Origin of the sequence: Leptolyngbya sp. FACHB-261 (genome assembly GCF_014696065.1) — a bacterium.
GTDB lineage: Bacteria > Cyanobacteriota > Cyanobacteriia > FACHB-261 > FACHB-261 > FACHB-261.
In genome coordinates this window covers 239,647-264,960 of the sequence record NZ_JACJPL010000022.1, presented here as the reverse complement: position 1 = coordinate 264,960, position 25,314 = coordinate 239,647, and the positions used below count along the sequence as shown (strand labels likewise).

Annotated in this window: 21 protein-coding genes; 13 read left to right on the top strand and 8 right to left on the bottom strand. The window is 51.6% G+C overall.

Translation table 11 applies throughout. The features are described from left to right. Window positions 1–118: 118 nt before the first annotated feature. Genes H6F94_RS14080 through H6F94_RS33255 form a run of 3 tightly spaced genes read right to left on the bottom strand, consistent with a single transcriptional unit; the run spans window position 119 to window position 3,212 of the window. A complete protein-coding gene (locus H6F94_RS14080; RefSeq protein WP_199320410.1) occupies window positions 119–937 on the bottom strand; it encodes a glycosyltransferase in 819 nt (272 codons plus the stop codon). 44 nt (window positions 938–981) lie between these two features. Further along, window positions 982–2,208, bottom strand: coding sequence for a PucR family transcriptional regulator (locus tag H6F94_RS14075; protein WP_190802856.1), 1,227 nt, complete (start codon window positions 2,206–2,208; stop codon window positions 982–984). Beyond that, window positions 2,205–3,212, bottom strand: coding sequence for a glycosyltransferase family 9 protein (locus H6F94_RS33255; protein ID WP_313949289.1), 1,008 nt, complete (start codon window positions 3,210–3,212; stop codon window positions 2,205–2,207). Before H6F94_RS33255 ends, H6F94_RS14075 begins: the two co-directional genes overlap by 4 nt. A 745-nt stretch (window positions 3,213–3,957) precedes the next feature. Between H6F94_RS33255 and H6F94_RS14065 the strand changes: the two genes are divergently transcribed. The 4 genes from H6F94_RS14065 (at window position 3,958) to H6F94_RS14050 (ending at window position 6,743) form a co-directional block, all read left to right on the top strand. Further along, window positions 3,958–4,296 (top strand): hypothetical protein, encoded by a 339-nt coding sequence (locus H6F94_RS14065; RefSeq protein WP_190802855.1) that lies wholly within the window; start codon window positions 3,958–3,960, stop codon window positions 4,294–4,296. Window positions 4,297–4,645: 349 nt separating this feature from the next. Continuing rightward, window positions 4,646–5,869 (top strand): formate-dependent phosphoribosylglycinamide formyltransferase, encoded by a 1,224-nt coding sequence (gene purT / locus H6F94_RS14060; RefSeq protein WP_190802854.1) that lies wholly within the window; start codon window positions 4,646–4,648, stop codon window positions 5,867–5,869. Between the two features lie 278 nt (window positions 5,870–6,147). Further along, window positions 6,148–6,372 (top strand): chlorophyll a-b binding domain-containing protein, encoded by a 225-nt coding sequence (locus H6F94_RS14055; RefSeq protein ID WP_190802853.1) that lies wholly within the window; start codon window positions 6,148–6,150, stop codon window positions 6,370–6,372. A 149-nt stretch (window positions 6,373–6,521) separates the two neighbouring features. Next, complete coding sequence (locus H6F94_RS14050; protein ID WP_199320433.1) at window positions 6,522–6,743, top strand: high light inducible protein; 222 nt, start codon at window positions 6,522–6,524, stop codon at window positions 6,741–6,743. Window positions 6,744–6,961: 218 nt separating this feature from the next. On the opposite strand, the gene H6F94_RS14045 is transcribed toward H6F94_RS14050, so the two are convergent. After that, a complete protein-coding gene (locus H6F94_RS14045; RefSeq protein ID WP_199320409.1) occupies window positions 6,962–7,816 on the bottom strand; it encodes a phytanoyl-CoA dioxygenase family protein in 855 nt (284 codons plus the stop codon). A gap of 253 nt (window positions 7,817–8,069) precedes the next feature. On the opposite strand from H6F94_RS14045, the gene gntT reads away from it, so the two are divergent. Both gntT and H6F94_RS14035 read left to right on the top strand, forming a co-directional pair. Further along, the gene (gntT, locus tag H6F94_RS14040) at window positions 8,070–9,413 is read left to right on the top strand and encodes a guanitoxin biosynthesis MATE family efflux transporter GntT (RefSeq protein ID WP_199320408.1); all 1,344 of its coding nucleotides are present in this window, start codon (window positions 8,070–8,072) and stop codon (window positions 9,411–9,413) included. Between the two features lie 152 nt (window positions 9,414–9,565). Next, window positions 9,566–10,525 (top strand): polyphosphate kinase 2 family protein, encoded by a 960-nt coding sequence (locus tag H6F94_RS14035; protein ID WP_190802852.1) that lies wholly within the window; start codon window positions 9,566–9,568, stop codon window positions 10,523–10,525. Between the two features lie 217 nt (window positions 10,526–10,742). Here H6F94_RS14035 and H6F94_RS14030 read toward each other — a convergent pair whose 3' ends face one another. Then, window positions 10,743–11,621, bottom strand: a complete 879-nt coding sequence (locus H6F94_RS14030; RefSeq protein WP_190802851.1) for an SDR family oxidoreductase — start codon at window positions 11,619–11,621, stop codon at window positions 10,743–10,745. A gap of 671 nt (window positions 11,622–12,292) precedes the next feature. Between H6F94_RS14030 and H6F94_RS14025 the strand changes: the two genes are divergently transcribed. Further along, window positions 12,293–12,526, top strand: coding sequence for a helix-turn-helix domain-containing protein (locus H6F94_RS14025; protein ID WP_190802850.1), 234 nt, complete (start codon window positions 12,293–12,295; stop codon window positions 12,524–12,526). A gap of 11 nt (window positions 12,527–12,537) precedes the next feature. Then, on the top strand, window positions 12,538–17,187 hold the full coding sequence (locus H6F94_RS14020; protein WP_190802849.1) for an ATP-binding protein: 4,650 nt from the start codon (window positions 12,538–12,540) through the stop codon (window positions 17,185–17,187). A gap of 56 nt (window positions 17,188–17,243) precedes the next feature. Here H6F94_RS14020 and H6F94_RS14015 read toward each other — a convergent pair whose 3' ends face one another. Continuing rightward, entirely contained in the window at window positions 17,244–17,570 is a 327-nt protein-coding gene (locus tag H6F94_RS14015; RefSeq protein ID WP_190802848.1) for a hypothetical protein, read from the bottom strand. Window positions 17,571–18,580: 1,010 nt separating this feature from the next. Between H6F94_RS14015 and H6F94_RS14010 the strand changes: the two genes are divergently transcribed. Beyond that, complete coding sequence (locus H6F94_RS14010) at window positions 18,581–19,066, top strand: hypothetical protein (protein WP_190802847.1); 486 nt, start codon at window positions 18,581–18,583, stop codon at window positions 19,064–19,066. A gap of 185 nt (window positions 19,067–19,251) precedes the next feature. On the opposite strand, the gene H6F94_RS14005 is transcribed toward H6F94_RS14010, so the two are convergent. After that, window positions 19,252–20,037 (bottom strand): acetoacetate decarboxylase family protein, encoded by a 786-nt coding sequence (locus tag H6F94_RS14005; RefSeq protein ID WP_190802846.1) that lies wholly within the window; start codon window positions 20,035–20,037, stop codon window positions 19,252–19,254. Window positions 20,038–20,252: 215 nt separating this feature from the next. Next, window positions 20,253–20,996, bottom strand: a complete 744-nt coding sequence (locus H6F94_RS14000) for a DUF554 domain-containing protein (RefSeq protein WP_190802845.1) — start codon at window positions 20,994–20,996, stop codon at window positions 20,253–20,255. A 507-nt stretch (window positions 20,997–21,503) separates the two neighbouring features. Between H6F94_RS14000 and H6F94_RS13995 the strand changes: the two genes are divergently transcribed. The 4 genes from H6F94_RS13995 (at window position 21,504) to phnC (ending at window position 25,236) form a co-directional block, all read left to right on the top strand. Further along, window positions 21,504–22,466, top strand: a complete 963-nt coding sequence (locus H6F94_RS13995; RefSeq protein ID WP_190802844.1) for an aldo/keto reductase family protein — start codon at window positions 21,504–21,506, stop codon at window positions 22,464–22,466. 214 nt (window positions 22,467–22,680) lie between these two features. Beyond that, entirely contained in the window at window positions 22,681–23,655 is a 975-nt protein-coding gene (locus H6F94_RS13990) for a phosphate/phosphite/phosphonate ABC transporter substrate-binding protein (RefSeq protein ID WP_242041182.1), read from the top strand. After that, window positions 23,652–24,488, top strand: coding sequence for a phosphonate ABC transporter, permease protein PhnE (phnE, locus tag H6F94_RS13985; protein WP_190802843.1), 837 nt, complete (start codon window positions 23,652–23,654; stop codon window positions 24,486–24,488). Before H6F94_RS13990 ends, phnE begins: the two co-directional genes overlap by 4 nt. Before the next feature lie 13 nt (window positions 24,489–24,501). Further along, a complete protein-coding gene (phnC, locus tag H6F94_RS13980; RefSeq protein ID WP_190802842.1) occupies window positions 24,502–25,236 on the top strand; it encodes a phosphonate ABC transporter ATP-binding protein in 735 nt (244 codons plus the stop codon). The last annotated feature ends 78 nt before the right edge of the window (window positions 25,237–25,314 follow it).

The following is a 25,314-nucleotide window of genomic DNA, read 5'->3' as shown; positions in this document are numbered from 1 at the left end:
TGACCTGGGCAAAGGCTGCTTCCCAATCCTGCGCAAAGCGTTTGATATTAAAGCGTTGTAAGGCTTGACGACGGGCGGCCTGACCCAGGCGCTGAGCTTCGGCTGGATCGTCTAAGAGCTAGCGCATTGCAGCTACCAATTGCTCAAGGTCGTTACTGAGATAGCCGGAGACGCCATTCTCGATCACCGACACCATCTCCGTGGTGACTAGACCGATAATCGGCATGCCCAGCAGCATGGCTTCGCATACGGCCAAGCCCAGGCTGGTGTAGCGGATCGGGTTGAAGAAAAAGCGATAGCGCACCTGGAACTCGGGCAGCTCAGCGTGTTGGACCTCTCCCAAACCGCCCAGTTCTTCCGAGTCCATGCCAACTAGATCCAAGGGCACCTGTTGCTGCACCTTTTGGAAGATATCCAGCCCCAGACGACGACCGCGAGAGCGCAGGCCATTGACCACCACCAACCCGCGACCAAACTCGCCGCTATAGCGCACGTCTTCTGGCACGATTACGCCGTGCTCGATCACCTGGGTGGGTGTGCGGCCACTGTCCCACATCAAGTCATTGAAATGGGTGACGTGGACTAGCAGCACCTCTGGGTCATCAACCGGATGGCGCGTGTCTGTTGGGTGTTCGCGGGGCGGATCGTGTTCGAGGTAGATCCGGGGTAGCTGTCGTTGCGCTTCTGAGAGGATCTCGTACTGGTCCTCTAAGTAATTGCGGCGCGACTGAAACAGAATGCAGTTGAACTCTTGATGCTGAACTGCCTCAGCCGGAAGGTCGTGCAGATTGTCTGGCCAGCGCAGACTACCTGCTCGCCCACCATAACCCTCAGGCCGATCCGGCTTCACCGGCAGATAAAACTCGTGGGCAACTTGGCTCAGGTAGTAAAGGTAGCTGCCGTGGATGTGCCAGGTCAGAATGCGCAATGGACGCATGGACGCAAATACCCTAAGTCTGCTGTCCTTTAAGGCTGGTTAAATTAACCAGACGTTACATTGGGCGTTTGCCTAAGGGATTGTGGTGACGGTACAGAAGCCGTTGGGCATTTGCCCATCAGGTGGGCAGATTCAGCCTGCAATGCGCGCAGCAGCAAGGCTAGCCGGATTTGCACACCGTCATCAAAGCGACGCGGATCCAGCCCAGTCAAAGAGGTGATTTTCTCAAGGCGATAGCTCAAGGTATTGCGGTGGATTGAGAGGCGGCCAGCAGTAGATGAGGGCCAGCAGTTCTCCCGAAAAAAGGCATCCAGGGTGGTCAGCAACTCAGGCTCCTGGTCGAGTGGGCTGAGCAAATGCCGTGCCAGATCGACTTTGGTGCTTTCATCAGACAGGCCAATAAACGCCGCCACTCCCAAGCTGTCGAGGCAATGTACCTGGTTTTGGCCGTGGACACGACGGCCTAAGGACAAAGCAGCCCGAGCATCTTGGTAGGAATGAGTCAGGCCTGTAAGGCGCGGGTGATAACGACCGATGCCAATGCTGATCGAGGCTTGGGTGTCACTACGCAGCCGGGTTAGTAGAGCAGCTCCAGCTCGCTTCAGCGCAGTGAGGTCGGACCAAGAGGGGTTCAAGGCACTAGAACCATCTTCGCGCTCGGTCCAAGCTTCTAAGTCCCGGCTGCTACTGGCTTTGAGCACGGCAATCTCGCCACCGCCAATGTAGGCACAAATCGTGTCATTGGGCAGCTGGAAAAAGCTCACTACACTGCTGATTACCAACTGGGCTCGTCGCGGTTCGGCACCAGACCAAGTACCCACACTAGCCAGGAAATTGGCAGCATCAATCAAAATCACAGCTCTGGGCCGCGAGAAATCCATGCCCAAAATCTGGCCTTCGCGCAACAGCTCAGCTTCATCGCGCTGGGTACCATGCAGCAGGTCATGGATAAATTTGCTTTTAAGTTCGTGCTGGTTTGGCAAGCGAGCCACCACAGTTGCCTGGTTGACCATGAGGTCAACCAATGCCTGAACCAAGCGGGGTGACAAGCGTTCGCCGTCAGCCGGTTCTGCAACTAACACTTCTCCCGTCTGGCCATCGAGCTGAAGCGGCAGACATAGAGGGAGCGCTACATCACGATCTAGGCACTGACCAGGCTGGCTACTGGCTGCGACGCGGCCTTGGCTATCGAGGACCGTGACCTGTGCCCCCAGGAGGTCGCCGATGCGCTGAGTTACGGCCTCAGCCACCCGTTGAAACTGGTTGCTCATGGTTGTCTATGTAGCAGGCTATTGGCTTGAGTCAGCAGATCTTCTGGTGTGGGGTGGCAGAGAATACGGTGGCGCTGCTGATCCAAAGGAGCCCAACGCTTGGGATCAGAGCCAGTGAAAATCACGACACTGTTGACCTGTAAGGCAGCAGCAAGATGAGAAACACCCGTGTCGTTGCAGACCAGCAGCTGTGCCCCTTTCAACAAGGCTGCCAAAGCGCCAAGGCTGGTCTGTCCGGTTAGGTTAAGGCAGGGGGATGACATTGCCGTGGCAACAGCCTGGGTTAGCTCGGCCTCCGCTGCTGAACCTGTTAATACAATCTTGAGCCCTTGCGCAGCTAGCACGTCTGCCACAGCCGCAAACTGCTGAGGAGACCAGCGACGATTGGGATCACGGGCTCCGGCATGAATACAGACATAAGGTTCTGTGGGGAGTGCAAATAATGGCTGAGCCGCGTCTAAAGAGCGTAGCTCTCGCCAGTCGGTTTCAAATAAAGGAAATTCTAACGCCTCACCTTGAAGGGGCACGCCTAGAAACTCTAAAAGCTTCAACGGTCGTCGCCATTCGGGTTCTCGTTCTGGATGGGGCAGAAAACGCTCTGGGGCCGGGCAATATTGACCTGAGCTAAAAAAACCAGCCGTTTGCTTTGCTGCAAATAGCAGAGTTAGAGGATTAGTAATGCCACCGCTGCCATGCAATTGCAAAGCCAGATCGAACTGTAACTGTTGCACGGTGCTGAGAAAAGCGGGAACTTGTTGCACTTGAACAGCACGTTCTGGCAGACCGGGATAACCCGGAAATTCTAAGAAGCTGTCTAGATAGCAGTTGAAGCGCTGCACAAAAGCTCTAGCCCAAGGCAACCCGATCAAAGCGATCTCCGCCTCGGGAAAGGCTGCTCTCAGGGCTCGTAGAGCCGGTACTGTGCAGAGCAAGTCTCCCAACTGGAGAGCCCGAAAAATCGCAATACGTCGAGGAAACAGGTCGTTGAAACAGGGAGAGATCACAGATTCGTGCAAGCAAGCTGAAAGCAATCGCTCTGTCCTTAATCTGTTCTTAAAAAGCTAGAAGGACTGCTTAAAGCTGCTGGAAGAATGACTCCATCAATCAATTAGCAATAGATGAGTCAAGCCTTGTTGGAGCTAGGTTAAAATTGAGCTGAACATGCTAGAGATGGTTGGCACGATGAGGTCAGCGATGCTCTCAATAACTCAATCTTTCTACTGGCAGCAATATTGTCGAGCATCCTCCTCAAGAAACAGGCGATTATTAAGTGAGTTGGTATCACTTATCATCCTCATCTGGATGGAATGACAAGTAGCAATCGTAGTAAGTAAATAAAACCTTAAGCTGATGACTTCCAAACGAGCAGTTCCTGAGCTCGTCCCTTTAGCTTTGTAGCGTATGAAAGACCTCCCTTACTTCAGAGACTGACTGTTAGGGAGGTCGTTTGTCTAGATTGCTAAGAGTAGATTACTCGGAATCTTAAGTGAACTCGATTATCTTGCCGAAATCGTCTGCTGACTGGCTAAGAACTCACTTAAGCTCTTGAGTATTTATTCTTAGTGCCTGCCACAACGCGGCTTCAGTTACAGTTCGTAGTCTTAGCTGTTTACAGTTCGTAATTTTGCGTCGTTTTAATGCAAGTTGATCTAGTCTTGAAATAATCAGCCAGCTTCACAGTAGCCTGCGTGGTTTTGAAAGCGGAAGGTCGCATAAAGAACTGCAGAATTACTGTTTAAGACCGCTAGGGTGAGAATTAACATTCGTCATTTGCTAGGTTTTGCCGTGTTTTTAGCCTTTGAAACTTGTTTGAGCCTGATTTTAGCCCTTGGCCTGTTCGCCACGGTTATGGCTTGGCTCGAAGGAATTTATGAGGAGAAGTGGGGCCTAGCAGCAGGGCAAATTGAGCCTGAAGCAGGGCCGCCGGGGTGGGTACTGAGCCATTGTGCAGGTCATGGCTGGACCGATCCGCACCGAGATAGTGACGGTTTCTGGCGTGCTTTTCCCACAGGTGCCTTTATTCCCCTAATGGTGCCTCAGAAGGAGCCAATGACAGCCCGTAATCGCTCAGAGCTTAGTTATCAGTAGAGCTTAAGGGTTTCAAACTGTTTGCTGAAGCGTCAGGAAATTGGGTAGAGCAGCCCTTTAAGCGCCCTTTAAGCAGAGATTGAGCTGAAACAAGGCTGAAACAAGCAGGAATAGTCCTAAGCCGAAGCTGAGACAGATTTATTGGTGTTGATGCTAATTGGGCCAGGTTCTACTCCTTTAGGCTTAGGCTCAGTTGAGTTCAGAGCGGAATAACGGGACCATTGCCCGGAAGCCATCACAATCCTGGATTACAACATCGGATTATTAAACAGTCGTTAGATATCGTGCGAGTAGATTGCTCGCACGATAACTGATTTTTTGGGTTATTCTTCGGTCAGGAATTAGGGTTATGTCAGCTGAAACTGCGGGAACTGGAAGTAACGATTGGGGCACTCCTCTAACCCCTTCAGCTCAGCGGTTGCTACTACTGGGCTCTGGCGAATTAGGCAAAGAAGTAGCGATTGAGGCAATGCGCCTCGGCCTAGAGGTCATTGCTGCCGATAGTTACGCCCATGCACCAGCTATGCAAGTGGCCCACCAAGCCCGTGTTTTAGATATGCAAGATGGGACGGCGGTGCGGCACCTGATCGAACAGGAACGACCAACTTGGATTGTGCCTGAAGTTGAGGCGATTGCCACGGCTACCCTAGTCGAGTTGGAAGCTGAGGGCTGGTGTGTCATTCCCACGGCTCGTGCCACTCAATTGACGATGGACCGTGAAGGCATTCGCCGTCTGGCTGCCGAAGAACTGGGCTTGAAAACATCGCCCTATCGCTTTGCTGGTAGCGAAACTGAGTTTAAGCAGGCGGTTGACGAGATCGGTTTGCCCTGTGTGGTGAAACCCGTGATGAGTTCCTCAGGTAAAGGACAAAGCACAGTTCGCCAAGCCTCTGAAATTGATCCAGCTTGGCGATATGCCCTCTCTGGTTCGCGAGGACGACAACAACGGGTGATTGTGGAAGGCTTTGTCCAGTTTGATTACGAAATTACCCTACTGACTGTGCGCTCGGTAGATGGCACTCATTTTTGCCCGCCGATTGGCCATTTGCAAGTTGATGGGGATTACCGTGAATCCTGGCAGCCTCAACCTATGTCTGCCGCTACCCTGCAGCAGGCTCAAACCATTGCCGAAAAAGTAACGACAGCGCTGGGTGGACGAGGCATTTTTGGGGTGGAACTATTCATTGCGGGTGAAACAGTTTATTTCAGTGAAGTGAGCCCGCGCCCACACGACACTGGCATGGTGACCCTGATTGCCCAAAATCAATCTGAATTTGAGCTGCACGTTCGAGCGATCACAGGCTTACCAATCGGTCAAATTCAGCTTACAAAACCTGCGGCCTCAGCAGTCATTTTGGCTGGTTATCCTGGCGCTAATCCTCGCTACAGTGGCATTATCGAGGCGCTAGGCGTTCCTGAAACTAAATTGCGTTTATTTGGTAAACCAACCGCTCGCAGAAATCGTCGGATGGGGGTTGCCCTAGCTCTGGGTGAAACCATTGAGCAAGCTAGAGAACGGGCACGTCAGTGTGCAGCAGCGGTCCAAGTGCACGCAGAGAGCGAGGTTAATTAGCCTCTCTATCGAAAAACACTGGCTCAAACTGACATAACTGCTGCTATTTGCTTCTATAACCTGGCTTTATCATTGGTATTAGTGAAAGGTATTAGTGGAGCAATTAGTGAATTAATAATTGCCTTCACTAGTGACCTTTAGTCACCTAAATCTGTCGCTTTAATACCGTTCATTTGCGACCGTAGACAGACAAGCATGATGTACCTACGGGTAGACAGCAAGCAGTAGGGGGAGCCAATAGGATGTAGAGCATAGAAACTTCACTGCAATAATAAATCATGCCTGAAGAAACTCATGTAAAGCCCGTTGCGACTGTGACCGATCCGGCTGATGCTAATTACGATCGCAACGCGCCTAAGCCTGGAATCACTGCCCAAGCTGAAATTTGGAACGGACGTCTGGCCATGATTGGCTTTCTGGCTTATCTGCTGTGGGATTGGGCAGGGGTCAATGTGGCACATGACTTATTTCATCTAGTTAGCGCTGCTCCTCCCATTCAGTAAGCTCTCTAGATCGCTTGAGATCACTAGAAGCACTAGCTGAGCATGGATTGCGTTTTTAGCTTGGCAGACAAACTATAAGCTAAGCAATCCAAGAATTACTCAGGCACTGCTTCAACCCTAATTAAATCTGTTGCATAGGAGAATTAGAAATGCCGGTTGAATCTTTGAAGAATAAGACCTTTGATCAAGCCAATACTCCCACCGTTGATCCCTTGGATCCGAACCATAGTCGTAATGCTTGGCGTTGGGGTTCCACACCTCAAGCCGAATTGTGGAACGGTCGCTTCGCGATGTTGGGCTATGTTGCTTACATGTACTGGGACTTGGCAGGTGCTAGTGTTCTACGCGACGTGCTCCACCTAATCAAGTAACTTGATCTTGTCATTGATTCTCTCCCTATAACCCTCTTGAGTCTAGCAGGCGGTTTCTGAGTTCGGGAACCGCCGCTTTCATGCTTTCAGTGCAGAGGGCCGAGACTGGAGTGGTGAGCTGTATTGAATGGTGAGCGGTCGGCACAAAGCATGCTTTGTGCCGGCCCTGGTTTATAAACAAGCAATAGAAAGTATTGCAACCAGTATTACCATCAAGCTCAATAAGCGAACGACTGATAAACTTCGGTCTTGGGCCTGTCGTCAATCGACTCAACAACTGGATTGAAGCGCAATAAACGACGGGCGCGTTCAGAGAGGGTTTCTAGGGCAGCTTGAGGCACCTGAATAGAAACCTCTGGACGGAAAAGCCAGCGGCGGCTATAGCCAATCACGGCCATCGGTCGGGGGACTGTGGTGTGATTGGGTGTGCCTCGATGCAGACCACGGACATCACGAATCATCACATCACCCAGTTGCAGCAGAATTGGTTCTAGGGCGACCTGACCGGTTTCGAGAAGTTTCATGCCTTCTTCTTTGCTGATGCAGTGAGTACCACGGGCCACTTCAAATGGGCCGTTCTCCGCAGTCACATCAATCAGCGGAAAATTCACGGCAAGCTGATAGGCGGGCGTTTCAGTCCCAGTTTCAGGAAACAGAGGCAAGGTATCTCGATGCACATCCTGGTAATCGGAACCCAGCAAAGGAGTATCGGTTGCTAGCTGACACATTACTGCATCTTCACCGACCAATTGCTCAACAATTGCTAGCACATCTGGGTCTTCGTAAATGCTAGGTTCGGCAAAAGGAGCCGTGAATGGGAGGGTCACATAATAGCGAGCAGATCCTCGATTTTGCAGTCTTCCTTCCCGCTCAATATGGCTGCTGAGCAAAGGATTAAAGGCTTCACGCCAAGTGTTCAACGTTGCTGAAGAAAAGTGGCTCAGCAATACACAGAAGCCATCTTTACGCACAGCTTCAGCAAAGGCATCGATCTGTTGTTGGTTATAGCGACCTGCGATCATATTCCGGTTAAGAAGGATGATTTCTAGCGACTTGGAGAGAGGGCTTCTCACGCAACCGAAGTTTCAGAGGCGTGGGTCGGTCCTAGGGTACCCATAAAGCCTCTCAGATCATATTGGGTTGCTCTAGGAAAACTGAGAAGTCAGAGCTTTGACACATATTTTTTCACATGAGCTACAACTCGGACCCGGTGAGGCTTCTTAGAAAGATAAGTTTAAACAGAGGGCGTTAGAACGTTTCAATTTGTTGCTAGCAACTGTTGTTCTTTCGCCAACTTCTTCCTTCTATGCAGGGTGATTGTTCACGATGACCTTTGACCCGAATTACTATGACTTCCACCGCCGCTTCTGGCGCTTAGCCGTTGTCAATGTGCTGTCTAATTTGATGGTGCCCTTAGCGGGTTTAGTCGATGTGGCGTTTCTAGGACACTTAGCAGAAATTCGACACTTGGCAGGGGTGGCACTAGCGACAGTTTTGTTCAACTACATTTACTGGACCTTTGGTTTTTTGCGCATGGGCACGACGGGCATCACGGCTCAAGCCGTTGGGCGGGGTGAACCGGAGGTTGTGCTGCTCACGGCTCTACGCAACGGGCTACTGGCTTTGGGCTTGGGCTTGAGCATTCTGCTGTTACAGCAGCCTCTGCGGGAGTTGGGCTTTGCGTTGCTGAGTGCTGCGCCTGAGGTCAAGGCCGCGGGTCGAGCTTATTACGATGCCTTGATCGGGGGTGCGCCTGCAACACTGATCAACTTCGTGCTGATTGGCTGGTTTCTGGGCCGAGAACAGAGTGGCAAGGTGTTGCTGTTGTCAGCAGTGGGCAATGGGGCTAATGTTGGGCTCGATTATTTACTAGTAGTGCGTTGGGGTTGGGCCAGTGCCGGGGCAGGTTGGGCAACGGCTGCTAGCCAGTATTTGATGCTGTTGCTGGGCGTCATTCTGGTGGGGCGCGAAGTGCGTTGGGCTCAAGTACGAGCCGTAGTGCCTCAAATCGGTGATCCGGTTGCCCTCAAAGCAGCGTTTACTCTCAACAGCGATATTTTGGTACGCACGCTAGCCCTGGTTTCGACATTTGCGCTGTTCACGAATCTCAGTTCGTCTTTAGGAACCATTGTCCTGGCTACCAATACGCTGCTGTTACAAGTTGTGACGCTGGCCGCCTACTTTATTGATGGCTTGGCCTTTGCTACGGAGAGTTTGGCAGGGATTCTACGGGGGCAAGGCTCCAGTCGGCAGTTAGCTGATCTGGTGTGGCTTGCCGGTGGAGTAAGTCTGAGTTTGGGGCTGGGATTTGGCCTGGTGTTCATTTTGCTCCCGCGCCCTTTGTTCGGGCTTCTGACCAATCATGCCGCTCTATTAGAGCGAGTGCCTGATTATGTTCTGTGGCTGCTGCCGATCCTAGGATTCGGGTCTTTGGCTTATATGCTTGATGGCTATTTTTTAGGTTTGACCGAGGGACGCATCTTGCGCCAAGCTACTATCGTTGCTGCCCTGGTCGGTTTTGGTCCTGCGGCATTTTTAGCTTGGCAACTGCATAATGGCCAAATGTTATGGTTGGCGATGACTTTGTTTATGGCCGCGAGAGCAATCACTCTAGGTTTACAGGTGCCGCGCAGTTTGAATGAAAACGAGTATGCAAAGTATACAAAGTGAGGCAAGAAGCCTTATATTGGTGCTCTCAATCTTTTAGCCTCAGAATTAGCCCTAAAAAACAGAAATCAACCTAGTGCCAGACGTATATTGACACGAGCTCACCTAAGGTGAGGCGATAAGTTGCTGTAGAGCCAGGGGGCAAGGAAATTTCGATGGGTAAGAAAAACCACCACAAGAAGTCTGCAACGGCTGTCACTGACGCAGAGGCTCCCAAAACCGAAGAAGCTGCGGCTACTGCAACGGCAGCTGCAGCTGAGGTCATGGCCCCTGAAACTTTAGTGGTTGACCAATTACCGCCGAAGCCTAACTATCCACAATATCGAGTTCTGCCACAGCAACCTATTTCCCTCGCAAAATTTGACCCAGAGCAATCAGAGGAATATAGCCGCAAAGAAGACGTTGAAAAGGAATTAGACAAGCAGCGCAAACGGCTGCAAGGGCTGCAAGAGCGTCTGTATGCTGAAAATCAGCGCAGCTTGCTGGTAGTGCTTCAGGCAATGGACACTGGTGGCAAGGATGGCACAATCAAGCACGTGTTCGGTGGCCTCAATCCTCAGGGCTGTCAGGTTTGGTCTTTCAAAACGCCTAGTCAGGAAGAACTAAGCCACGACTTTTTGTGGCGCTATCACCAGCGCGCGCCCCAGCGTGGCATGATCAGCATTTTCAATCGCTCGCACTACGAAGATGTTTTGATTGTGCGGGTGAAGGAACTGGTGCCAGAGTCAGTTTGGCGAGAGCGCTATCATGTCATCAATGAGTTTGAGCACATGCTCACGCTCAATCACATTACTGTCGTTAAATTCTTTTTGCACATCTCCAAAGATGAGCAAAAACGTCGGCTGGAAAGTCGATTGGAAAGCCCAGATAAGCGCTGGAAATTTTCGAGCAGTGATTTGCGAGAGCGTCAGTTCTGGGATGACTACCAGCGGGCTTTTGAGGACGCTATTAACAATTGCTCAACGTCCTATGCACCCTGGTATGTTGTGCCTGCTAATCACAAATGGTATCGCAACCTGGTTGTGGCCCGTACCCTCGCAGATACCTTAGAGGCAATGAATCCTCAGTATCCTGCGATTGAAGAGGGATTAGATCAAGTCAAGGTTCCAGATTAAGAGTTCTTTTGTCTTTCTATTCTCAAGTGCACTCACATCAGAAGTGGCAAAGTGGCTGTTTGCCCTTGGTCACTCGGCAGAAAGTTAGAAGGTAGAGTAAAGCTGCTAAGTTGCTTTAGTTAGCAGCTTAGCAGCTGTACTGTGGGTCAAACTTTGTGAGTTAAAACTTTGTCAGTCAAAACCTGTCAGTCAAAACCTGTCGGTCAAAACCTGATGGCTATGGCAGGACGGGCCGACCGCCAGTCACAGGAATGACTGCGCCCGAGACGTAACTGGCCTCATCCGAAGCCAGCATCACATAGACAGGTGCGAGTTCCACTGGCTGCGCTGGACGCTTGATTGGAGACTGCTGGCCAAACTTGGAGACCTCTTCAGGAGGCATTGTGGCTGGGATCAACGGCGTCCACACAGGCCCCGGCGCCACGCTGTTCACTCGAATGCCCTTCTCAGCAAGAGACTGGGCTAAGCCGCCGGTGAAGTTCGCGATCGCTCCCTTGGTGGCTGCATAGGCCAATAGCGTCGGCTTTGGCTCAGCGGCGGTTATCGAGGAGGTGTTGATAATGGTGCTACCTGGTTTCATGTGCGGCACGGCGGCTTTGCACAGGTAGAACATTGCGTAGACGTTAGTTTTGAAGGTGCGATCGAATTCCTCGGAGGGAATCTCCTCAATACTTTCGTGACTCATCTGGAAAGCGGCATTGTTGACCAGGATGTCAAGTTTGCCGAACTCACTACGGGCACGCTCAACGATCTGTTGACAATGAGATTCTTCCTGGATGTCACCTGCGACTGCAATACACTTGCGCCCCTCTTTCTCAACGACACGAACAGTTTCCTGCGCGTCGGACTCTTCGTTGAGATAGGAAATCAGCACATCAGCACCTTCGCGAGCAAAGGCAAGGGCGACGGCCCGCCCAATCCCAGAATCGCCACCTGTGATCACGGCGGCTTTGCCTTGCAGTTTGCCCGAACCACGATAAGACTCTTCGCCGTAGTCCGGTCTCGGGTTCATCTCAGACTCTAATCCGGGCACCTGTTGTGGTTGCTCAGGAAACGGTGGCGTCGGCTTTTGTTCTTGTAGATCCTGTGGGCTCATAAACTCTCCTGTCAATTAGTCGATTAGTTCTTGCATAAAAAAGCAGATGCGTCGGGCTACTCGGACAAGGAAGCTAGCACAGCATTTGCTGTCGTTCCCAGTTATTTAGTCACCGAAGCTGTACTGCGCTTCCCCGACTCAGCCTCACACTATCAAGGGATGGAAATGGTCTCATCAACCTTTAGACACCCCCTATTTTAAGGGGGAAAGTATTTGGAGTCACAAAGTTGTTTTGCTGTTGTTTTTCTACGACGCTCGCCGTTTTGGCATCGTATTATTGTTCGATTCTGTGACTTATGGCTAGCTAATACTTGTGGAAGCTACAGGTTAGACTTCCTACATCCATTAGAAAAAAGAGGTGCGCCGCTACAAAATGCGCCTGATTTTCCTCGTCTCAGCAAAGTTTATCTTGCTCGAAACTTTCTGATGCTGACGAGCTTTGAGAAGAAAGTCTACTCTTTCATCAACTTGCGATTGAAGATGCACTTGACCTTCTAACCTTCTCAATGAGGAGAATGAGGAGATTTAAGCGCAGCTGGATTGCTCATGCTGAACCACAAAGCTTAGTCTTGCGACCTAAATTCGGTGGACCTTATGCCTGATGGCAGATATTTTTGCGTTTATCGCACCTGTTATAGTCCAGTGGATTCAACCAGAGCGGGTGGGATTCGATGTCAGTTGTGGAACAAGCAGAGATTGCAGCGTTAGTTCGAGAAACCCGACAGCTACTTCAACTCTCACAAGTTGAATTTGCCGCCAAGCTCGGTGTGTCATTTCAGAGTGTCAACCGTTGGGAAAATGGACGAAACAGACCGATCCCTTTAGCCCTAAAGCAGATTGAAACACTACTGCATCAGATGGGACCAGAGGGTGAAGAGCTGTCAGTCAAATACTTTAGCAATTAGGAACAGCAGTGATGTTACGGGAAGGAGAAGGCATAGCTGCCAAACGTATCTTTATTGAAGGCGGCGAAATCGGATGCCTGATGCGATCGCTCGATTGGTCGCAGACTCCCTTAGGTGACACAGCTCATTGGCCTCAAAGCTTGCGGAGTGCTGTCAGCATTTTGCTGCCTTCTAAAGCCCAGATTTGCCTCTTCTGGGGACCCGACTTAATCACGATTTACAACGATGCTTATCGCCCTGCCCTTGCCTCAAAGCATCCCTGGGCACTCAGTCGCCCCGCCCATGAAGTGTGGAGCGAAGTCTGGGATGTTATAGAGCCGTTGCTGAAGGGAGTGGTTGCGACTGGAGAAGCATTCTGGGCGCGAGATTATCTATTTTTCCTCAATCGACACGGTTACATTGAGGAAACTTACTTTGATGTCTCCTACGATCCCGTGCGAGACGAGAGCGGCAAGGTTGGTGGCGTCTTTTGCATTGTTAGTGAAACAACCGGACGCGTACTAGGCGATCGTCGCTTACAAACCTTGAGCTTACTAGCCAGTGAAACGGCTCAAGCTAAAACTGTGCAAGCAGCCTGCCTGACTGCGATTCAAGCCTTAGCAACCAATTCTCATGACATCCCGTTTGCCCTGCTATATCGAGTCGATGCAGAGGGTAGGCAAGCTTCCTTAGTTGGGACAACTGGAATCGATGCAGCAAGCTCTGCGACTCCAGGCCAGATAGATTTGACTCAAGGGCTTGATGAATGGGAACTCAGACAAGTTTATGAGACCGGGGAAGCCACAATTGTCGATGATTTAGCAGCTCGGTTTGAGGATTTACCGGTTGGAGCTTGGGACAAACCTCCCTCTGCCGCTTGGGTCGTGCCACTGATTCAGGCTGGACAAAAACAAATTGTTGGATTGTTGGTATTGGGCATCAATCCACATCGCGCTTTTGAGCAGGAGTACCGCAAGTTCTTCGAGGTGGTGGTCGGCAATGTGACGACCGCGATCGCCAATGCCCGTGGTTATGAAGAAGAACGCCAGCAGGTAGAAGCACTTGCAGAACTGGATCGAGCCAAAACCACCTTCTTCAACAACGTTAGCCACGAATTTCGGACTCCCCTAACGTTGATGCTGTCGCCACTGGAAGAGACGTTAACTGAATTCGACGCAATTCTTCCAGCAAAAGCGCGATCACAATTAGAGATGGTGCAGCGCAATGGGACGCGCTTGCTCAAGCTGGTCAATACGCTGCTTGATTTCTCGCGAATTGAAGCTGGACGCACTCAAGTCAGTTATGAGCCAATTGATTTAGCCACGTATACCGCAGAACTGACGAGTATTTTTCGGTCTGCTGTTGAGCAGGCGGGGCTGCGATTGATTGTGGATTGTCCTTCCCTGCCAGAATCCGTTTACGTCGATCGCGAAATGTGGGAGAAAATTGTCCTAAATCTTCTCTCCAATGCCTTTAAGTTCACTTTTGAAGGAGAGATTGCAGTCTCTTTACGCCCGGTTGGCAAACAAGTAGAACTGGTGGTACGCGACACAGGCACCGGCATTCCACCAGATGAAGTTCCCCGGTTATTTGAGCGGTTTCATCGAGTTGAAGGCGCGAAAGGACGCACCTTTGAGGGCACGGGCATTGGGCTGTCTCTGGTGCAAGAACTTGTTCATCTGCAGGGTGGGACGATCAGTGTTGACAGCAGGTTCGGTCAAGGTAGTACCTTCGCAGTTCGACTGCCAACTGGAACGACTCACTTACCCCTTGAGCCGCAAAGCAGAGCCAGATCAGATCGCTTTAACGCTAGTCAAAGCCATGTTTCTACTGCTTCTAGCGCAATGTCTTATGTTGAGGAAGCTTTAGGTTGGCTCCCTGAAGAGGATGCAGAAATAAGTTTGCAGGAGGGAGAAAATGATCAATCCTCAACTGCTACCACTCAAATTCTGCTGGTGGATGACAACACCGATATGCGGAATTATTTGCAACGCATTCTCAGTCAGTATTACAAAGTGGATGTGGCTACGGATGGTGAAACAGCTTTAGCTGCCACATACAATGACGCACCCGATTTGATCCTCAGCGACGTCATGATGCCAGGGATGAATGGCTTTGAGTTGCTGCGACGGTTACGGGCTGATTCAAGAACGTGCGAAATTCCAATCTTGCTGCTGTCTGCCCGTGCTGGAGAAGAAGCGGCAGTTGAGGGATTGGAGGCTGGGGCAGATGATTACTTAGTGAAGCCATTCAGCCGCCGCGAGTTGCTAGCGCGGGTCGCCGCTAATTTAGAGCTTGGGCAATCGCGCCAAGCGGGCAGTCAACAGCGCTTTCGCTTCCTGGCTGAATCCATTCCACAAATGGTGTGGACTGCTGATGCCACCGGTTGGGTGGATTACTACAGCCCCCGTTGGTTTGACTATACCGGGTTGACGCTAGAGCAAATTCAGGGAGCTGGGTGGCAAGATCTAATCCATCCAGAGGATCGAGAACGCACAGTCGAAGCGTGGGCTCAAGCGGTCCAAACGAGAACGAGCTACGAGGTTGAACACCGCTTGAGACAGGCAGATAGAACTTATCGTTGGCATCTCACCCGGGCTCTACCGATGCTCAGTGGAAACATGGCCCGTGAAAACATGCTCAGTGAAAACATGCTCACTGAAAACAGTCAAGTCGTTCGCTGGTATGGCACCTGCACAGACATCACTGAGCACAAACAAACCGGAGAAGCCTTGGGCCGATCTGAGGAACGCTATCGAACTCTATTTGAATCCATTGACGAAGGCTTTTGCGTGATCGAGATGCTGTTTGATGAAAATGGCACCCCAAACGATTACCGCTTTTTAGAAATCAGTCCGTCGTTTGTTTCTCAAACAGGGCTTACAGACGCACAAGGCAAAAGGATACGCGAACTCGCTCCAAATCACGAAAAGTATTGGTTTGAGATGTACGGCAAAGTAGCTATGACGGGCGAACCCGTTCGCTTCGAGAATTGGGCTGAAGCCTTACACCGCTGGTTTGATGTTTATGCGTTCCGCCTTGGACAGCCGGAGCACCGAAAAGTCGCTGTTTTTTTCAAGGATGTTAGCGGCCGTAAACAAACTGAAATGGCTCTGCGAGAAAGTGAAGAGCTAAAGCGACGGATTTTAGAGAGCAGTAAAGACTGCATCAAACTACTGACCCTGGAAGGGCGGTTACTCTACTTGAATCAAGGCGGGCTGAAGCTTCTAGAAATCAATGATCCTGCATCCTACCTGAATGCTGAGTGGATTAGTTTCTGGCAAGGTGAAGACCAGGAAAAGGCAAGAGCAGCGATAGCCGCTGCCAAATCAGATCAGGTCGGTCGATTTCAGGGCTATTCTCCCACAGCAAAGGGCAAGCCGAAGTGGTGGGATGTGATTGTCACTGCCGTCCAAGATGCATCGGGACAGGTTGCACAACTCTTAGTCGTCTCACGTGATATCACCCAGCAAAAGCAAGCGGAAGCTGAACGTGAACAATTGCTTGCCCGTGAACAAGCGGCTCGTGAACAAGCTGAGACCGCGAATCGCATTAAAGATGAGTTTCTGGCAGTGCTGTCCCATGAATTGCGATCGCCACTGAACCCGATTTTGGGTTGGACGACTTTGCTGCGCAACGGCAAGTTGGATGCCGCCAAAACTACTTATGCATTGGAGACAATTGAGCGCAACGCCAAGCTACAGGTGCAACTGATTGAGGATTTGCTGGATATTTCTCGCATTTTGCGCGGCAAACTGATTTTGAATGTAGTGCCTGTCGATTTGCGTGCCGTGATTAGAGCCGCCTTAGAGACAGTTCGATTAGCCGCAGAAGCCAAGTCCCTGCAAATTCAGACGACGATTTCAGCCGGGTTTGGAGTGATCAATGGAGATGCGGGACGATTGCAGCAGGTGCTGTGGAATCTGCTCTCGAATGCGGTCAAATTCACACCGAAAGGTGGCCAGATTACAGTTGCACTAACCCAAGCTGAAACTCATACCCAAATCCAAGTGAGCGATACGGGAAAAGGCATTAATCCTGACTTTCTGCCTTACATCTTCGAACATTTTCGGCAAGAAGATGGAGCCACCACTCGTAAATTTGGTGGCTTGGGGTTGGGACTGGCGATCGCACGGCAGATTGTCGAACTGCACGGAGGAACGGTTCGGGCTGAAAGTTCAGGTGAAGGGCAGGGGGCAACTTTTACGATCAAGTTGCCGTTGCTCAGAGATAGAAAGACTAGGACCAGGACTCAACAGGATCCCACCTCGCTTACCCATTCTGCTTTACCGCTTTCCAATGTTCAGATACTTGTAGTTGACGATGAAGCAGATACTCGCGAGTTAATTGCTTTTGTTCTAGAGCAGGCTGGGGCAATTGTTACTGCGGTACCGTCGGCGATTGCTGTTCTGGAAGTGCTGGCTCAGGGTAAACCCGATGTATTAGTCAGCGATATTGGCATGCCGGAGATGGATGGCTATATGCTGATGCAACAAATCCGGGCTATGTCACCAGACAATCAGATCTTAGCAATTGCGCTAACTGCCTATGCGGGGGAATTTGATCAGCGGAAGGCACTGGCGGCAGGCTTTCAACGGCATGTATCTAAACCGATCGAGCCTGAGACGCTAGTGCAAACCGTCGTGAATCTAATTGCGAGGGGCAGTATTGCTAGCGATTAAAAAGTGAGTTGGCATAAGGCGCTGCCCCTACGGCTCAGATACGGAGGTTGTAGATTTTAGGGGTGTGGCTGATCGGTTTGGCGTTGGGCGGCGCGAAGCAGACGAGGGGCCAGATGGTAAACGGTGATGGGTGGCCGACCTTCGTCATTAGGCACTAAAGTTTTCTCAATCCAGTGGCCTCTTTCCAGGCTGGTGAAGAACTTGCGCAGGTCGGTTTCTGGGATGCGGGTGTCACGAACAATCAGGGAGATCGGCACTGGCGTTTTGCTGCGGTAGGGTTCGGTGTAGTTGGCGATAGTTAGCAAAATCAGTTTGTTGAGCGCAGGCAATTCGGCCTCACGGGAAATCAGATCCCAGAGGGCACAACGGATTTGACAGGACATATTTTTTCGGCAATCAGGATGGTTTGCTAGGGGCGAAGCCTTGGGGCAGGAGGTTTGAAGCAGTTCAAGGTTTGTCCCCAGGGCTTTGCCCTTGGAATAGACGAATGGTCAATGGAAAGGGGCAATTAGTGACCTCTTGACCCCTTAGTCTGTCCGCTCATGGACCTGCTCGATGGCCCGCCGAAGCGAAACCAAAGAACAGCCTTGGTCGGTGTTAAACTTCCCTCAGCCTTCGCGTTGATTGATACAACACGAGGGTCAGTTATCTGGTGTTGCGAAAACGGCACCAGGTAACGCTTCATCAGCGAGACTGAGTGAGAATGTAGCGTCAAATCGGCCTGTTGTAAATAGGGTTGAGCAAAGATTTTCAGCAAGTGAGGTCAGAGCTTGCTAAAGACAGGAGCAGGTTTTACCAAAGGGTGCCATCGCTTCAGCCAAGTTCAGTGGATTCTCTGGAGCCATCGTGCTTGTTTGGGCTCAACCGCCAAGTGAGCCTACTAAATCTTTTTAAGAATCAACGACACAACTTACGGGAATAGCAACACGACTTGCGGAAGTAACGACACGAATTGTGGGAGTAACAACACAACTTACGGGAATAGCAACACGACTTGCGGAAGTAACAACACAACTTGGGGGAGTAACGACACGACTTGCAGGAGTAACGACACAACCTGCGGGGGTAACGAAAACAAGTAGAGACCTAACCCCCCGGCCCCCTTCCCTGCGAGGGAAGGGGGAGGCAAGGCGACTCAATCTAGCTCCCCTCTCCGCGCCGGGGAGGGGCTGGGGGAGGGGTCTCCGGATCTCACTATCTACCACCCCTCAATTTGTTGAAGCTTGCAACAAACTATTACCTACGCTTGTTAAACTGTTAGGCTTTTAGATAAATCCTGACCAACGACACAGTTTGCTTAAACATTTTGAGCATTCCCTGACATTTGATCGGAACTTAACGGACCGATCAAACGTCACCGTGAACAGTGGTGTGGTGTGCATGATTTCAAGTGATGGCTATGGCAACGGGTTCATCCCCTCAACCCCGACCTTGGGCCGCAGCACTGAGCGCACTGGCTCTCGCAGTTAGTTTGGCAATCTATCAGCGCTCGGTCTTAGCGAATCCACTCTCTGTCGCCCAAGGGCACTGGCAGGCAATTGCTACGGAAAACACCACTGACACCCTAGCCAGCTACGATTCTGACGCAGTTCTCGAGTGGCGTCAGGGATCAAACCCAGGACGTTACTCAGGCGGAGCCATCAGTCTTGCCTGGCAAAGCTTCTTTGCTGATTATCAAATTAGTGGCTACCAGGTTGTAAGCCAGGAAGCCCACGAGCGCACAGTCAAAGCAACCCTCTTGTTCACCCTGCAAGACATACAGGGACAGAGTTCAGTCCTGCCCGTAACCTGCACACTTCAGCTAGACAACAACGGACGAATCCAACGGGAAACCTGGAGTCTAATCGACCGCACTCAGCTTCCTGCCACAGGCGCTTGAGCTTCCCTGTCTGAGCCTGTTCAAGGCTAAACCGTAAGCTTAAACGGTGCTTACGCCAATGTGACTACACAAGCAAAACCTGCCTTTTTAAGCCATAGCTCAGACAGGCAGGATTTGCTTGTGTAGCGATTGTGTGGAAGAACTGTAGCCGCCGATTAAATCATCACCCGGTTAGACCATCACCGTTAAACCATCACAGGAATAATCGGCTCTGGAGCCTCAACCACCAGACGAGATGATTCGAAGCTCACACCAAACAAAGGCTGACGCCGAGTAATCAAGTCATAGCCCGTGCCCGGCGCATAAGTCAGAATGCGGAAAGACGCTGGCGTCGCTTTACCTGAGAGCTGAATCGGCGTGCGATAAAACAAGCCGCTCTTATAGGTAATCGTTGATAAATGGGGCAACCAATCGGGCAGTTCAAAGCCAGGAATAGAGGTGTTCGTGTAGCTCGCCTCAACCCAGGTTTGACCATTTCCCTCTGCCTGCATCTTCAGATCAGCCCGTCCAGCAGACCAGTTGTAAGCAAAGCTGCGCAACTCCTTCGGCAAGCCCCAATTAAAACGTCCCCCCTTACGCGACACCTCAGAATCTACATCCATCTGCGATACCCAGAAACCCACCGCATCCCGGTACTTTACGAGCGCAGGAGCCAGCACAAACTCGTTATAAGGCCCCACAGGGGTTTGGCTATAGCTGACAAACATGACCATGCCGGGAGTATAGCCAGGCCAAGTCTGCACAATTTCCAGCCCTGATGGAATATAGGGTCGTACTGCCTCTACAGGAAACTGAGCAACCTCCAAAGCCGAGCGATTGAACACTTTCCAGGGTGGCGGAACCAAGTCCGGGTCGCCTGCTTCAATGCCATCAACCGGGTCAATTGTCGTTGCGAGCCCAGATACCAGAACGCCGGTGTCTCGCAGCAAATTATTAGTAAACGAATTGAGAGTGCTTTGCAGAGAGGTCATGGGGCATCCATTGAGTAGAACTCGTTCACCATTGAGTAACGAATTTCCCAAACATGGGGTCTGCCTAAGGACAGGATTCTGAGCTTACAAGAGCTGCATTGTCTGAAGATTCCAGCTTAATTTCACTGAACTCCAACTGATTTGAGCTTGCTTCTTTCTGCTCATTTCTGTGCCCACTTCATTGTGCTCACTTCATACTGTCTGCTGCTCAAGCTTCAAGTGAGCCAAACCGCTAAACCGTAAAAAATTGGGGCCAGAACCAGAGCAGGCAGAAAGGAGGCGACTCTCACTTGAGCAGCTTCTAGCATGTTGAAACCCAAGCCCACAATCATCAAGCCACCAACGCCCGTAACCAACAACACTCGGGGATCATTAACGGGATCAGGCAGCGCCTGGGCTAGTAGACCCGCTGCTAGCGAGAGGCTGCCTTGATAGAGCAGCAAAGCTAATCCAGAAAAGCCAACGCCAACCCCCAAGCTACTAGACAGAGCAATTGCCGCCAGACCATCCATCGTGGACTTGAGCACCAGAATACGACTGTCGCCAGTCAGGCCATTGTTGAGGCTGCCCAAAAGCGCCATTGGCCCTACACAAAACAGCAGACTGGCTGCGACAAAGCCTTCTGTAAAGCTGCCACTGCCTTTGAATTGCACCTTGAGCCAGTCGCCCACCGACTGCAGAGCCGACTCCAACTGCGCCCACTCACCCAAGAGTCCGCCCAACACCAGCGCCAGCAATCCCAAAACAACGCCATCGACCTGCCCGGCCTGGGCTTTTAGCAAGCTACCGGCCATCTGGAGACCGATAAACAACACCACCAAAGCAACCCCCTGGGTGATTGTGCGCTGCATTCGCAACGGTAAACGCCCCTGAAGCAGCAATCCGAAAGCAGTCCCAAAGACTACAGCAGCAACATTGATCCAGGTGCCGCTCGTTCTCGCCCAAAGATCTAGAGTCATAACCGGATTTTAAAAGATGGCTGCCTTGAACAGAAGCACAACCAGCAATTTTTCGCACAGCAATTTTTCCCATTAAATTTCTGGCCCTTAAGCTTGAGCTAAATTACTTGAGCTAAATCAATAGGTTACTGCTGATATTCCATCTAAAAGTAAAGCGCTTAGCACAGAAAAAGCAAAAGCTGTGTTGTTCATCACCTGCTAATTTAATGCTGTCTTGTTCTTTGAGAGGAAGAAAATCTTAGTTCGGTACAGCTAACCTAGCCACCGGAGTGTCCTATGTAAGACAACAGTAAGATCCTGATGAATCAAAAGACTAACAAACGAACTAATGAACAGTGAAAAGGCCTTAGTCAGAGCCAGAATCAAACCCAGCGAAATCTATAGAAACTAGAGCTTTGGCACTAAAAATCAGAGCAGGTAATCAAAAAAGCAAGTCAGCTCATCAAAGTCGTTCCATCAAACTAAACCCATTTATCCAACGAAACCAACCCCAAAAGGAGGCATTCAATGAAATATCGGCATCTCGGCAAACATGGCTTGTGCGTCTCAGAAATCTGTTTAGGTTCCTGGCTTACTTATGGCGCAGCAACCGAAGCAACAGTCGCGCAACAATGTATCGAACGAGCTTATGACTTGGGGATCAACTTTTTTGACACCGCCAATGTTTATGCCCAGGGTAAGGCTGAAGAGTTAGTCGGTAAGGTGCTGGGGCAATATTCCCGCGACTCCTACGTTCTAGCCACTAAGGTGTATTTCCCAATGGGCCAAGGGCCTAATGATCGAGGCTTATCGCGCAAACACATCCTGGAGCAATGCGATGCCAGCTTGAAGCGCTTGGGACTCGATTACATTGACCTCTACCAAGCTCACCGCTATGACCCAAGCGTGCCCCTAGCGGAAACCCTAATGGCCTTCGATCATCTGGTTCAGCAAGGCAAAATTCTCTATTACGATGTCTCTGAGTGGAGTGCGGGACAGTTAGCTCATGCTGCCGATCTCGTTCATCTAGCTAGACTGTCGCCTCTGGTCTCTAACCAGCCCCGCTACAACCTGCTGCAACGGCAGATCGAAAAAGAGGTACTGCCGCTCTGCCGCCGCGAAGGGATTGGCATCATCAACTTCTCGCCCCTAGCTCAGGGCTTGCTCACCGGCAAGTACAAGCCAGGTAGCCCACCACCCGAAGGCTCTCGGGCCGCTGATCCCAGACAGAATGTTTTCCTAAATCAGGGCGAACTGGATCAAGACCAACTCACTAGAGTGCAGAAGTTAGTGCCCCTAGCGCAGGAGGAGGGCTTGAGCTTGTCGCAGTTGGCTCTGGCCTGGTGTTTACGGCAACCAGAGTTAAGCAGTGTGATTATCGGGGCGAGCAAGCCTGCTCAAATTGACGAGAACGTTGGTGCGGTGGGCAAGCAACTCTCCGCTCAAACGCTCCAAGCGATTGACCAGCTTTTTCCAGCTGAAGCTCCTTGAGGCACCCCCTCAGGCTGTGTCTCTTGTGATTTCTCTGTGATGCATCGAGGAAAAGGTCGGTGTGCAGGTTCAACCAAGCTACTCATATTGAGATATCTACATATATCGAAGCCTCAAGGTAAACTCATGAGTGCTTCAGCAATCCCTGTGTTTGCCTGGGCTTGTAGAGCAGGGTGTTGCTGAAACAAAGTCAGAGTTATGAGGGTGGATGGAGATGCTGGATCGGCGGGTGCTTCAGGGGCTGCTTCAAGGACTGTTTCAGAGACTGGGCAACCGGTTACGCGAAGTTTTGCTAGGGATGCTGGTTCTGACCTTGATCGTGGCCTGTAGCAGTCAGCCGCAGGCGCAGCAAACACCCACCAGTTCCGCAGCACCAGTCGCTCAGCTAAGCCAACTAAAGTTTGGTGTCGGTCCCTATTTCCCCACGCCAGGTGAGAACCGCAAGCAGTTTGAGCCGTTTTTTCAGGAACTGGCAAAATCAGTCAACCTACCTGCCCAAATTACTGTTGCTGAGGATTGGGTGGGCATTTCGGAGGCTCTGCGCTCCGGCACGCTGGATGCAGCTTGGCTAGGACCGTGGGGTTATGTGCTGTCTCACCACGCCGATCCCTCCATTCAAGCAATCGCTACGGTGAAGTATAAGGACAAGCCAGTCTACTACTCGGTGTTAATGGCTCGGGCCGATGCGCCGTTCAACACCCTGGATGAGGCCATTGCTCAAAGTCAGCAAGGCCCCAAGCTCAAGCTGAGTCTTGCCGATGTCGGCTCCACGTCGGGCTGGTTAGTTCCCCAGGATGAATTCAAGCGGCGCAACCTGGACCCGAAGACGGTCTTCGACTACAACGAAGGAGCCAGCCACGCGGCGCAAGCTATCTCTGTGCTCAGCAATCAGACCGATATCGCCTCTGATTACGACCGGAACCTGGACGTTTTGATCAGTGAGGGCCGCATTGACAAGTCCAAGCTCAAGATCATCTGGCAGTCTCAACCATTGCCCAATGATCCGGTTGCTGTGCGCGGTGGCCTACCTCCCGAGCTGATCACAGCTTTGCAGAATGCCCTGGTGAATCTGTCACCTGAGCAGGCGAAGACGCTCTTGCCGGAGAACTACACTGGCTTTGTTACTTCCGATGGCAGCAACTACGCGCCGATTGAGGCCGCAGGTAAAGCGGTTGGCAAACTCAAGTGAGAACCCTCCAAGAACCACCGAATTTAGAAGCACTGCTACGGGCTGAGCAGCGTCGGCGCGGCAATTTGGGAAAAACCTTGCGAGGGGGCTTCTGGGGCTTACTGGCAGTAGCTGTTCTGGTTGCCAGTCTGCGTCAGGCTCAGGTTGATCCTCAGACCCTGTGGTCTGGCTTGCCCCGCTTGGGAAATTGGCTGGTGCGCCTATGGCCACCTGATCTGTCAGAACTGCCAACGTTTTTGGTGGCGACCTGGGAGACTCTGGCGATTGCCATTGTGGGGACGGTGGCAGCAGCAGTCTTGGCGCTGCCGCTAGCTCTGGTAGTGGCCCGAAATACGACGCCATCACCGGCTCTGGCGACGCTACTGCGCGGCTTGCTCAATCTGCTGCGCGGCATCGATACGGCGATCTTTGCGCTGATTTTTGTTTCGGTGGTGGGCTTGGGGCCGTTTGCAGGTGTGCTGGGGGTGGCTTGTCACACCACAGGCTCGATGGCAAAGCTCTATGCGGAAGTTCTAGAGAGCCTGCCCAACGAACCGATCGAAGCGGTGGCTGCTACAGGAGCCGACCGGGTACGCAGCTTTGCCTTTGCTGTTTGGCCAGAAGCGTTGCCCGGACTGACTGGCATCAGTCTGTACCTGTGGGAGTTTAATGTCCGTTCTTCGGTGATTCTAGGTATCGTGGGGGCTGGCGGCATTGGCTATGAGCTCCTGGTTAGCCTGAAGTTGCTCGACTTTCCCCGGCTGACCACAATTCTGCTGCTGATTGGTGTCATGGTGAGCACCATTGACGCATTGAGTGCCTGGTTGCGCCAGCGTCTCAGCCAGGCAACTTAGCAAGGCGTACAACATGCTGGTGGTCGAGAATTTATCCAAAACCTATGCGAAAGGCGCTGTGGCCTTGCGGGACGTGAGCTTTGCGCTTCAGCCTCGCTCGTTTACTGCCGTTTTAGGACCGAGTGGCGCGGGCAAATCAACCCTGCTGCGCTGCATTCTCCAGCTTTTGCCCCCGGATAGCGGTCAAGTCTGGTTTCAGGCGCAAGACCTGACCTGTTGTTCTCGCCAGCAATTGGGTCAAGCTCGACGGCAAATCGCGCTAGTAGCCCAGCAGTTTAATCTAGTGCGTCGTCGCAGCGCCCTCGAAAATTGCCTGGCTGGACGCTTGCAGGAACTCCCCCTCTGGCGCTGTTTGCTGAGTCAATTTCCCCCCAGTCTGCTGCGCGAGGCACTGGCTGCTCTGGAGCGTGTGCAGCTGCTGGAGGTCGCCTTTCAACCGGCGCAACACCTTTCGGGTGGGCAACAACAGCGGGTGGCGATTGCCCGTGCTCTGACTCAACGCGCAAAGCTGCTGCTAGCAGATGAGCCTGTCGCCAGTTTGGATCCAGATTCTGCCCATCGCGTTCTCAGTTTGCTGCGTTCGCTCTGCGACCAAGAGGGGCTGACGGTCCTGTGCAATTTGCATCAGGTAGACCTGGCAAAACAGTACAGCGACCGGGTTTTGGGGATTCGAGGTGGTGAACTGGTGCTGGACACGGCTACGTGTGACCTTGACGAAACGATGACCCGTCAAGTTTACCGAGCCTGAGCTGCTGGTCAGGCTGGGCTAACTTTGAATCTTGCTTTTCTCGCCTCTTGCTTTTCAAGCCAAATCAAGAAACGCTAA